This window comes from Streptomyces sp. H27-H1, assembly GCF_026627445.1.
In the GTDB taxonomy this organism is placed as follows: Bacteria; Actinomycetota; Actinomycetes; order Streptomycetales; family Streptomycetaceae; genus Streptomyces.
Window position 1 is genome coordinate 192,265 of record NZ_JAPNLJ010000013.1, and the last position, 11,301, is coordinate 203,565.

General features: G+C 69.4%; 10 protein-coding genes. 6 read left to right on the forward strand and 4 right to left on the reverse strand.

Annotated elements, in window-relative coordinates:
• The first annotated feature begins 208 nt into the window (after positions 1-208).
• From OTB20_RS17000 to OTB20_RS17015, 4 genes are all read left to right on the forward strand, one after another.
• Positions 209-1,492 (forward strand): extracellular solute-binding protein, encoded by a 1,284-nt coding sequence (locus OTB20_RS17000; RefSeq protein ID WP_267755814.1) that lies wholly within the window; start codon positions 209-211, stop codon positions 1,490-1,492.
• A 157-nt stretch (positions 1,493-1,649) separates the two neighbouring features.
• Positions 1,650-2,672 carry a carbohydrate ABC transporter permease gene (locus OTB20_RS17005; RefSeq protein ID WP_267818383.1) on the forward strand — a complete coding sequence of 341 codons (1,023 nt, stop codon included), beginning with the start codon at positions 1,650-1,652 and terminating at the stop codon, positions 2,670-2,672.
• A 56-nt stretch (positions 2,673-2,728) separates the two neighbouring features.
• Positions 2,729-3,565, forward strand: coding sequence for a carbohydrate ABC transporter permease (locus OTB20_RS17010; RefSeq protein ID WP_267755842.1), 837 nt, complete (start codon positions 2,729-2,731; stop codon positions 3,563-3,565).
• A gap of 6 nt (positions 3,566-3,571) precedes the next feature.
• On the forward strand, positions 3,572-5,062 hold the full coding sequence (locus OTB20_RS17015) for a glycoside hydrolase family 3 protein (protein WP_267818384.1): 1,491 nt from the start codon (positions 3,572-3,574) through the stop codon (positions 5,060-5,062).
• Positions 5,063-5,196: 134 nt separating this feature from the next.
• On the opposite strand, the gene nagB is transcribed toward OTB20_RS17015, so the two are convergent.
• On the reverse strand, positions 5,197-5,982 hold the full coding sequence (gene nagB, locus OTB20_RS17020) for a glucosamine-6-phosphate deaminase (RefSeq protein WP_267751977.1): 786 nt from the start codon (positions 5,980-5,982) through the stop codon (positions 5,197-5,199).
• A 178-nt stretch (positions 5,983-6,160) separates the two neighbouring features.
• On the reverse strand, positions 6,161-6,922 hold the full coding sequence (locus OTB20_RS17025; protein ID WP_267818386.1) for an SDR family oxidoreductase: 762 nt from the start codon (positions 6,920-6,922) through the stop codon (positions 6,161-6,163).
• A gap of 77 nt (positions 6,923-6,999) precedes the next feature.
• Between OTB20_RS17025 and OTB20_RS17030 the strand changes: the two genes are divergently transcribed.
• Positions 7,000-7,593 carry a TetR/AcrR family transcriptional regulator gene (locus OTB20_RS17030; protein ID WP_267818388.1) on the forward strand — a complete coding sequence of 198 codons (594 nt, stop codon included), beginning with the start codon at positions 7,000-7,002 and terminating at the stop codon, positions 7,591-7,593.
• A 420-nt stretch (positions 7,594-8,013) separates the two neighbouring features.
• Positions 8,014-9,483 carry a sensor histidine kinase gene (locus tag OTB20_RS17035; protein WP_267818416.1) on the forward strand — a complete coding sequence of 490 codons (1,470 nt, stop codon included), beginning with the start codon at positions 8,014-8,016 and terminating at the stop codon, positions 9,481-9,483.
• Positions 9,484-9,642: 159 nt separating this feature from the next.
• On the opposite strand, the gene OTB20_RS17040 is transcribed toward OTB20_RS17035, so the two are convergent.
• Together OTB20_RS17040 and OTB20_RS17045 are read right to left on the reverse strand one after the other, a co-directional pair.
• The gene (locus tag OTB20_RS17040) at positions 9,643-9,900 is read right to left on the reverse strand and encodes a WhiB family transcriptional regulator (RefSeq protein ID WP_003953983.1); all 258 of its coding nucleotides are present in this window, start codon (positions 9,898-9,900) and stop codon (positions 9,643-9,645) included.
• 331 nt (positions 9,901-10,231) lie between these two features.
• On the reverse strand, positions 10,232-11,197 hold the full coding sequence (locus OTB20_RS17045) for a diacylglycerol/lipid kinase family protein (RefSeq protein ID WP_267751980.1): 966 nt from the start codon (positions 11,195-11,197) through the stop codon (positions 10,232-10,234).
• Between the last annotated feature and the right edge of the window lie 104 nt (positions 11,198-11,301).

Consider the following 11,301-nt stretch of genomic DNA (forward strand, 5'->3'; position numbering starts at 1 on the left):
GCCTCCTCCCTCCCCCAGGTGTCGGTCCGATAACGGACCGAGCACCCGTTCATTAGACCCTTGACACCCCTAAAGGTCTAGGCCAAGCTCCAGCTACTGGTCTACACCAATATGGATCGGATCCCGGCCCCACGGGCAGTACTTGGTGCTTTTTGAGTCACCGCGGCGGGCAAGGGAAGTTGCAGGCAGCATCCCTGAGGAGGGTGGCGTGAAGCGCAAGCTCATCGCGGCGGTCAGTGTCGCGGGCATGATGGTCGGAGTCGCGGCGTGCGGCAACGGCGGCGACGACAAGCCGAAGGCCGACGCGGGTGGCGCCAAGGAGATCACCGTCTGGGTGATGGACGGCTCCGCACCGAAGACCTGGATCGACGCGGTCAACGCGGAGTTCTCGGCCAAGCACCCCGGTGTCACGGTCAAGGTTGAGGTTCAGCCTTGGAAGGGCATCCAGGAGAAGGTCACCACGGCCCTCTCCGAGAACACCCCCCCGGACGTCCTGGAGCTCGGCAACACCCAGACCGCCGGTTACGCGGTCACCGGTGGTCTCGCCGATCTGACCAAGGACAAGGCCGCGCTCGGCGCGGACGCCTGGAGCAAGGGCGGCCTGGCCTCGGCCGAGATGGACGGCAAGCTCTACTCCGCTCCGTGGTACGCGGCCAACCGCGTGGTCATCTACGACAAGAAGGCCTTCGCGAAGGCCGGCGTCACGGCGCCCAAGACCCGCGACGAGTGGGTCGCCGGTCTGGAGAAGCTGAAGGCGGCCGACCCGGCCTCGCAGGCGATCTACCTGCCCGGCCAGAGCTGGTACGTCCTCGCCGGTCTGATCTGGGACGAGGGCGGCAACCTCGCCACGAAGGACGGCGACAAGTGGAAGGGCGGTCTCGGTACCCCCCAGGCCGCTTCCGCGATGGAGTTCTACAAGAAGCTCCAGTCCTTCTCCACGGCCCCCAAGGACAAGGACGAGGCCAACCCGCAGCAGTCCACCGACGTCATCCCCAAGGGCGGCGTCGCCTCCTGGATCGGCCTCGGCTGGGAGGCCGGCGGTGCCGAGAAGGCGCTGAAGGACGCGGGCAAGGAAGCCGACTTCGGTTACTTCCCGATCCCGGGCAAGACCGCCGACAAGCCGGGCACCGTCTTCCTCGGCGGCTCGAACCTGGCGATCGCCGAGCGCTCCAAGAACAAGGACCTCGCCAAGGAGTGGCTGGCCCTCGCCGCAGGCAAGGACCAGATGACCAAGTACGCCGCCGAGACCAAGGGCGCGCTGCTCCCGAACCAGGTCGCCGCGAACTTCGCCCCGGCCCCGGGCTCCTTCGCCGAGGCGATGGCTCTGGCCGGCGCCAACGGCAACATCACCCCGGTGACCCCGGGCTGGGCGAACGTCGAGACCGAGCCGAACCCGATCAAGGAGTTCATGGCGAAGGTCCTGAAGGGTGAGGACGCCGCCAAGGCGGGCGCGGACGCGGACAAGGAAATCGCGAGCCGCATCAACAAGTAACACCCAGCAGTACCAGTACTGAACGCACCGGGGGGTGCGGCGGGCGCCCAGAGCGCCCGCCGCGCCCCCGGTCGCGCATTGACAGACGTAAGCACCGCCCGCTCCGAGCGGGGAAGCGGGTGCGAGTCGCCACAGTCAACCGCGAGGAAGCCCAGACATGACCGTGCACTCCCAGGGAGCGGCGACCTCCGCTCCACAGGACGCACCACACGAGTCCGCGGGGCCGGCCGAGATGCCGCCGCCCACCGGAGCCAAGGCAGCGTCCAAGTCTCCTCGCGGGGGCAGAAAGTCGCTCCCTTCAGGGTGGTTGCCGTACCTCCTGATCGGGCCCGCCGTGCTCAGCATGGCGTCCCTGCTGCTGTACCCGCTGATCAAGAACATCATCCTGTCGTTCCAGAAGGTCGACAAGATCGAGTTCATTCAGCGGAAGTCGCCGTTCACCGGCGTGGAGAACTACACCCAGCTGCTCGGTGACTCGCAGTTCTGGACCGTGGTGGTCCGCAGCTTCGTCTTCACCGCGGTCAACGTCCTCCTGATCATGGTGATCGGCAGCCTCATCGGGCTCCTGCTGAACCGGCTCGGCAAGTGGATGCGCCTGGTCCTGTCGATGGCGCTCGTGATGGCCTGGGCCATGCCGATCGTCGCCTCCGTGACCGTCTTCCAGTGGCTGTTCGACGAGCAGTACGGCGTCATGAACTGGCTGATGCGCACCCTGGGCTTCGCCGGGTACGACCAGCACAACTGGTTCGAGACCGGCCTCTCCACCATGGTGATCGTCACGGTGCTGCTGGCCTGGGGCTCCATCCCCTTCGTCTCCCTCAACATGTACGCGGCCCTGACCACCGTCAGCGGCGAGATGTACGAGGCCGCCCGCATGGACGGTGCCAACGGCTGGCAGACCTTCTGGCAGGTCGTCTTCCCGAACCTCAAGTCGTTCTTCCTGGTCACGACGTTCCTCGAGGTCATCTGGATCTTCAAGGCCTTCACCCAGATCTACGCGATGAACAAGGGCGGCCCCGACCGCGGCTCCGAGACCTTGACGATCTACGCGTACGTAGAGGGCCAGAGCCAGTTCCACTACGGCCTGGCCGCGGCGATCTCCGTCCTGACGATCCTGATGCTCGTGTTCGTCATGTCCTTCTACTTCCGTCTGATCCTGAAGCAGGAGGAGGAGCAGTGAGCACCACCACCGCCCCGAAGCCCGCGCCGTCCGCGCCGTCCGCGAAGCCCCAGCAGCTGCGCAACCGCCGGCCGATCCGTCCCGCGGCCGTCGCCAAGAACGTCGGCGCCCTGCTGCTGGCCCTCCTCTTCATCTTCCCCGTCTACTGGATGTTCTCCTCGGCGCTCAAGCCGTCCAGCGAGATCCTCTCCAAGGACCCGGTCTTCGTCTTCACCCCGACGACGGAGAACTTCACCAAGGCCACCGGCGTCGACCTGTTCTGGACCTACGTCACGAACAGCCTCGTCGTCACCGTCGGAGCCGTCGCGCTGGCCCTGATCGTGGCCCTCGCCGCGAGCTTCGCCATCGCCCGGATGAAGTTCAAGGGCCGCAAAGGCCTCGTCCTCGCCGTGATGCTGGCGCAGATGGCCCCCTGGGAGGTCATGGTCATCGCGATGTACATGATCGTCCGCGACGCCGAGATGCTGAACAACCTCGCCGTGCTGACCGCGATCTACTTCGTGATGGTCCTCCCCTTCACCATCTGGACCCTGCGCGGTTTCATCGCCGCCGTCCCGGTGAGCCTGGAGGAGGCAGCTCAGATCGACGGCTGCACCCGCGGCCAGGCCTTCCGCAAGGTGATCTTCCCGCTGCTGGCCCCCGGCCTGATGTCCACCTCGCTCTTCGGCTTCATCACGGCCTGGAACGAGTTCGCGATGGTCCTGATCCTGAACAAGGACAAGACCGCGCAGACCCTGCCGCTGTGGCTGACCCAGTTCCAAACGGCGTTCGGCAACGACTGGGGCGCCACCATGGCGGCGTCCTCGCTCTTCGCGGTCCCGGTCCTGCTGATCTTCGTCTTCCTCCAGCGCAAGGCCGTCGGCGGCATGACCGCCGGCGCCGTGAAGGGATAACGGCCCATGACTGTCCTTGCGCACCGCACAGACACCTTGACGCGTGATGCCCTCGCGGTGCTCCAGCCCGGCTTCGAGGGCACCACCGCCCCCGCCTGGCTGCTGCGACAGGTCGCCGAGGGGCTCACCTCCGTCGGCCTCTTCGGCCGCAACATCACCTCGCCCGAGCAGCTCGCCGCGCTGACCGCGCAGCTGCGTACCGAGCGGGACGACATCCTCGTCGCCATCGACGAGGAGGGCGGCGACGTCACCCGCCTGGAGGTCCGGGGCGGCTCCTCCTTCCCCGGCAACCTGGCCCTCGGCGCCGTGGACGACGTGGACCTGACCCGCGACGTCGCCCGCGAGCTGGGCCGCCGGCTCGCCGTGTGCGGGGTCAACCTCAACTGGGCCCCGTCCGCCGACGTCAACTCCAACCCGGACAACCCGGTCATCGGGGTACGGTCCTTCGGCGCCGACACCCACCTCGCCGCCCGGCACACCGCCGCGTACGTCGAAGGCCTCCAGGCCGCCGGGGTCGCGGCCTGCACCAAGCACTTCCCGGGCCACGGCGACACCAACGTCGACTCGCACCACGCGCTGCCGCGCATCGACGTGGACCTCGACACCCTGGCCGCGCGGGAACTCGTACCGTTCCGCGCCGCCATCGAGGCCGGCACGAAGGCCGTCATGAGCGCGCACATCCTGGTGCCCGCCCTGGACCCCACCCGCCCGGCCACCCTCAGCCCGCGGATCCTGACCGGTCTGCTGCGCAAGGAGCTCGGCTACGAGGGCCTCATCGTCACCGACGGCATGGAGATGAACGCCATCGCCGCGACGTACGGCATCGAGCACGGCTCGGTGCTGGCCATCGCGGCCGGCGCCGACGCGATCTGTGTCGGCGGAGGACTCGCCGACGAGGGCACCGTCCTGCGCCTGCGCGACGCGCTGGTAGCGGCCGTGCGCGAGGGCGCGCTCCCGGAGGAGCGGCTCGCCGAGGCCGCCGCCCGGGTCCGCTCGCTGGCCGAGTGGACCCTCCAGGTCCGCCGGAGTGCGCTGCCGGAGGGGAGCAGCGCACCCGGCATCGGCCTGGCGGCGGCCCGCCGTGCGGTGGTTGTGACGGGTTCGCCCGCGGCGGCCGCTCCGGTGAACGCCCCGTACATCGCCACGCTCACCCCGGTGGCGAACATCGCCGTCGGCGACGAGACCCCGTGGGGGGTGGCCGGGGAAGTGTCCGCGCTGGTCCCGGGCACCGAGTCGGGTGTGTACCCGCAGGGTTCGGCCGCCGCGGACATCCTGGCCGCCGCGGGGAACCGTACCGTCGTCGCGGTGGTCCGCGACGCGCACCGGCACCCCTGGATGACCGAGGCCCTGGACGCGCTCGTCGCGGCGCGGCCGGGGACGATCGTGGTCGAGATGGGCCTGCCGCGGGCCGAGCCGCGCGGCGCGCTGCACATCGCGACGCACGGCGCCGCCCGGGTGTGCGGGCGGGCCGCCGCGGAGATCATCGCGGGAGTCTAGGCCGGCTGCCGCGACCGGAGCCGGGCACCCGTCACGGGGTGCCCGGCTCCACCGCGTCCGGCCGCCGGTCGAGCAGATACGGCGAAGGCCGGGCCTCCCCAGGGGGAGGCCCGGCCTTCGCCGTGACTACCGGTTTACAGGCCCTGCCAGCCGGGCTTGTTGCCGTAGGCGTGGCGGAAGTAGTCCGCCAGCTTCAGCTTGGACGCGGCGGCCTCGTCCACGATCACCGTGGCGTGGCGGTGCAGCTGGAGAGCGGAGGCCGGCACCAGGGCCGACAGCGGGCCCTCGACGGTCTGCGCGACGGCCTCGGCCTTGCCCTCGCCGGTGGCCAGCAGGACGAGGTGGCGGGCGTCGAGGATGGTGCCGATGCCCTGGGTGATGACGTGGTGGGGCACCTGCTCGATGTCGTTGTCGAAGAAGCGCGCGTTGTCCACGCGGGTCTGCTCCGTCAGCGTCTTGATGCGGGTGCGGGAGGCGAGCGAGGAGCACGGCTCGTTGAAGCCGATGTGCCCGTCCGTGCCGATGCCGAGCAGCTGCAGGTCGACGCCGCCGGCCTCGGCGAGGGCGCGGTCGTACGCGTCGCAGGCGGCGACGATGTCCTCGGCGGAGCCGTCCGGGCCCATGAAGGAGGCCTCGGACAGGCCCAGCGGCTCGACGACCTCGCGCAGGACGACGGCGCGGTAGGACTCCGGGTGCCCGGCCGGCAGGCCGACGTACTCGTCGAGCTGGCAGACGCGGGCCTTGGAGGCGTCGACCTGTCCGGCCTTGACCTTGGCGGCGAGCGCCTCGTAGATGGGCAGCGGGGTAGAGCCGGTCGCCACGCCGAGCAGGGCGTCGGGCTTGCGGCGGACCAGGGCGGCCATGGCCTCCGCGATGAGCTCGCCGCCTGCCTTGGCGTCCGGGACGATGACAACTTCCACGCGGGGCCTGCCGATCTGGAGTGGGACGTTGTGGTATAGACCAATCTAGCAGAGGAGGCGGTCCGTTGCCGGGTCTTCGCCCACTCCATGGTGGGCCGTTTCCGCCGCCCCGGCCACAGGGCTGTGCCGTCTTTTCCGGATCTTGTCGGCCGGGCCCGGCAGGATCCGAAGAGGCGGCCTAGAGCAGCGAGAGCTGGAGTCCGCCCGTCGCGGCGAGGTGCTGGCCCGTGACCCAGCGGGAGTCCGGGGAGGCCAGGAAGGCGACCACGTCCGCGACCTCCTGCGGGGTGCCGAGCCGGTCGAATACGGAGCGGGACGCGGCGTGCGCGCGGGCCGCCGGGTCCGCGAGCCAGGCCGCGTTCAGGTCGGTCTCGACGATCCCGGGACCCACCGAGTTCACCGTGATGTCCCGCGGCGCGAGCTCGGCGGCCAGCGAGACCGTCAGCGCGTTCACCGCGCCCTTGGCCATCACCGTGGCGAGGATCGCGGGCAGGGCGATGTCCGGGGTGCCGGTCACGTTCACGATCCGGCCGCCGTCGCGGAGCCGCTCCAGACCGTGCTGGATCACGAAGAACGGAGCCTTCGCGTTGAGCGCGTGCACCCGGTCGTACGTCTCCTCGTCGGTGGAGGCGATCCCGGCGAAGGTGGCCCCGCCCGCGTTGTTCACCAGGACGTCGACCTTCTCGGTGGCCAGCGGATGGGCCGCGTACGCCGCCCAGAGCGCCTGCGCGCCGCCCGGGACGCCGAGCTCCGCCCCGACCGCGAAGGCGCGGCCCCCGGCCTCCTCGATGGCGCCCACGGTCTCCTCGGCCGCCGCCTCGTTGGTCCCGTAGGCCACCGCGACCAGCGCCCCGTCGCGGGCGAGGCGCTGCGCGATGGCCCGCCCGATGCCCCGGCTGCCGCCCGTGACCAGTGCGGTCTTCCCCTTGAGCACGCCCATGGCGCGCCCCCTTTCGATAGTGGTCGCTACAGAAAGGACCGTATCAGATTCCGTAGCGCCCGCTATAGAATGTCTTCATGGTGACCGGACAACGCGGCAGGCCCCGCTCCTTCGACCGTGACGCGGCACTCGGCAAGGCGATGTTCGCCTTCTGGGAGCGCGGCTACGAGGCGACGTCGATCTCCGACCTGACCGCCTCGCTCGGGATCAGCGCCCCGAGCCTCTACGCGGCGTTCGGGGACAAGCGCAAGCTCTTCGACGAGGTCGTGGTGGTCTACGGCGGCCGGTACGCGGACTTCGCGGCCGTCGCCCTCGCCGAGGAGCCCACCGCCCGCGCGGCGATGGGCCGCATCCTGCACGAGGCGGCGGAGGTCTACACCGACCCCGCCCACCCGCCGGGCTGCATGGTGATCAGCGCGGCCGTCAACACCACCTCGGACGAGGTGGCGCAGGCACTGCGCGCACGGCGCGAGGCCAACCTGGTGCAGTTCGAGAGCCGCATCCGGGCCGATGTAGCCGCGGGGATCCTGCCGGCCGGCACCGACACGTGGGCGCTGGCGCGCTATGCCGGGGCCGTGCTGCAGGGGATGTCCCAGCAGTCGCGCGACGGCGCGGGCCGGGAGGAGCTGGAAGCGGTGGCGGAGCTGGCCCTGCGGGCCTGGCCGCAGTAGGGCCGCCGCGGTGTGCGGGCACATTCCGCGGGATTCGGCGCGACGCATTCTGCGTTCCGCGCGACTCGTTCCTCTGGGCCACGGTGCCGAGTGGGACCCTCGGCCCGCCCGGCACCGTAGCCCGGAGTACTTACGGCCGACGGGTGTGCGGTGCCCGACGGCCGGTGGGAGGTGACGCGCGGTCAGGGCAGAGCGCGCGACTTACCTCGATCCGTCCTCCTGTGCGGGGAGGACGGAAGCTTGATGCAATTGTGGACTAGACCAATCTGTTCTGTCCATCCAATGACGGAGCGCTGAATACCGTCACTTCCTCCAAGCCTACGCGGAACCGGGGTCTCCTGGGTACTCCACCGGATACTCGGAGATCGCTCTGAGGAAAGTCATGGCCCGTACCCGGGGTACGCTCGCCACGTGCCCTCCATGAACGACCTCGTACGCCAGCACACCGCTCTCAGTGAAACCGACCTGGAGTGGCTCCACCTGCTGGTCTCGGAGTGGCAGCTGCTCTCCGACCTCTCCTTCGCCGACCTCGTGCTGTGGGTTCCCACCCTCGACGGCAGCCGGTACGTCTCGGTCGCGCAGATGCGGCCGAACACGGGCCCCACCTCGTACCAGGACGACATGGTCGGCCACCTGATCCCGCGCGGCCGCCGCCCGCTGCTCGACGCCGCGCTCGACGAGGGCCGCATCGTGCGCGAGGGCGACCCGGAGTGGCGCGAGGAGGTGCCGGTCCGCGTCGAGTCGATCCCCGTGCGCCGCGAGGGCCGGGTCCTCGGAGTGATCGCACGCAATACCAACCTGCTCACTGTGCGTACACCCAGCCGCCTGGAGCTCACCTACCTCCAGTCCGCCTCCGACCTGGCGCAGATGATCGCGGCGGGCTCCTTCCCGTTCCCCGGCCAGCAGGTGGACATGGACGCCTCCCCGCGCGTCGGGGACGGCCTGATCAGGCTCGACGCCGACGGCGTGGTGACGTACGCGTCCCCGAACGCGCTCTCCGCCTACCACCGGCTCGGGCTCGCCTCCGACCTGGTCGGCCAGCACCTGGGCACCATCACTTCCGAACTGGCGCCGTCCCGCGGCCCGGTGGACGAGGCCCTGGTCAAACTCGCCAGCGGCTGGGCTCCGCGCGAGACCGAGGCCGAGGGCAGCGGCGGGGTCATCCAGCTGCGGGCCATCCCGCTCAAGCCCAAGGGCACCAGGATCGGCTCGCTGGTCATGTGCCGCGACGTCACGGAACTGCGCCGTCGCGAACGTGAATTGATCACCAAGGACGCGACCATCCGGGAGATCCACCACCGGGTCAAGAACAACCTCCAGACCGTGGCCGCGCTCTTGCGCCTGCAGGCCCGCCGGATGGATTCGCCGCAGGGGCGCGAGGCGCTGAACGAAGCCGTCCGCCGGGTGGGTTCGATCGCGATCGTGCACGAGACGCTGTCTCAGAACCTGGACGAGCGGGTCGAGTTCGACGAGATCGCCGACCGCGTGATCGCGATGGTCTCCGAGATCTCCCCGGGCAAGGTCGACTGCCGGCGCACCGGCCGCTTCGGAATCCTGGACGCGGAGGTCGCCACCCCGCTGTCGATGGTGCTGACGGAGATCCTCCAGAACGCCCTGGAACACGCCTTCACCCAGGGGGAGGGCGGCACCGTGGAGGTTTCCGCGGCCCGCTCCGGCACCGGCCGGGACGATGCCCGACTGCTGATCTCCGTGGTGGACGACGGCTGCGGTCTGCCCGAGGGGTTCGACCCCCAGCGGGCCGGCAACCTCGGGCTGCAGATCGTACGGACCCTGGTGGAAGGTGAGCTCGGCGGCACCTTCGACATGGTCGCCTCCGCGCCGCGCGGCACCAAGGTCGTCCTCGACATCCCGGCCAGCCCGCACAAGTAGGGCGGTCGGGGGCACCGAACTGGTGACTCAGGGTGACGTCATGGGCTCCGGACAGCACTGAACCCCGTACCGAATGGTTTTCGGTACGGGGTTCGAGAGCACGTTGCTGAGCGCTTGAAAGGGTACTACGCGCTGCGGCTCGAGGCTCGAAAGTCGATATCAGGCGCTGGCGTTGCGCGCCCGGTTGCGAGCGGCGCGGCGCTTCATTGCGCGGCGCTCGTCTTCGCTGAGACCGCCCCAGACACCGGAGTCCTGGCCGGACTCAAGCGCCCACTGCAGGCACTGCTCCATGACGGGGCAACGGCGGCAGACGGCCTTGGCTTCCTCGATCTGCAGCAGCGCAGGACCGGTGTTGCCGATGGGGAAGAAGAGTTCCGGGTCTTCCTCGCGGCAAACGGCGTTGTGACGCCAGTCCATGGCTGCTCCATCTCCTTGTATTGCGGGCAGGTTGCTTGTGAATGTGAACGCTTTCACGAATCCCTTCGCGAGGGAAGGGAGACCGCCCAGTTTGGGGAAAAACTCGCCCTGGGCTGTCGGAGATTCGTGGAGGGGTTCTGGCGGTCTGTGTGGGTGCCGGTTCTGCGGGCTGTCCCGATCGCCATGTAGAGATTCGCAAACCTCGGACGGGGATACAACCCCTTCCGGAAAGTTTTTTTTGATTCGTCGGTGTCTACTAGGTCACAGCCCTACTTCCTAGGGGTGGACCGGCGTGTAAACGTTCGAGTGAAAGGACTTTCGGCCCTTCCACTCACACAATCACACGCAGTGCACGGCGTACGCCTGTGAACCGAACGCTGGTGCGCAACCCTAGGTGGTCTCCGTCCATCTGGAACGGGAGCGGCACCTTCGAATGCAAGGTGAAGTCGGTCAGATCGTGCAGAGACACCGCATGCTTGCCGTGTGGACCTCGTTCAGGAGTCGAGGTCAGGAGCTGTGTCGCATAGCGGGCGACCGCCGGAGTTGACAAACGGTTCAGTGCCAATACGTCAAGTGCGGTATCGAACGACGCCTCCGGAGAGGCGTAGAGCGGTCGATTGCCCAGGTATGTCCAGGGCGACGTGTTGCACACTATCGACAGCACCAGGTCCGTCACCGGATCCGCGCCGGGGCGCTCCAGCGTCACCATGCCGTGCCGGCGGTTGGGCTCTTCCCAGAACTGGCGCATCAGCTGTCGTACATACAGTGCATGGGTCGAACGTTTGCCCCGTTCCCGCTGCTGTTCGACCCGGCCCACCACACCCGCGTCGAAGCCGAAGCCCGCGCAGAAGGTGAACCAGCGCGCCGGAACCGACTCGTCCTCAGTGCCCGGGGTGCCGGCCGCCAGGCCCAGGCCGACCGTCCGCTCGCGCCGCTCCCGCAGCGCGTCCAGCAGGGCGCCGGTCGCCTCGACCGCGTCGTTGGGCAGGCCGAGCGCGCGGGCGAAGACGTTCGTGGAGCCGCCGGGGACCACCGCGAGCCCGGGCAGCCGGTCCGGATCGGGGCCCTCGTGGAGCAGCCCGTTGACCACTTCGTTGACGGTGCCGTCACCGCCCAGGGCCACCACCAGGTCGACGCCGGTCTCGGCCGCCCTGCGGCCCAGGTCCCGGGCGTGGCCGCGGTATTCGGTGGTGACCGCCTCCAGCTTCATCTCGCTGGCGAGAGCGTGGGTCAGGACGTCGCGCGTGCGCGCACTGGTGGTCGTCGCTGCTGGGTTGGCCACGAGAAGTGCACGCATGGGCGTCAGCCTACCGACCCGTTCGGACGCCGCCCATACTGGCCGCCCCCGCGAGGCTGGGAGGCGCGCGGATACCCTGCTGGGGTGAGTACGAAGCCCACCCC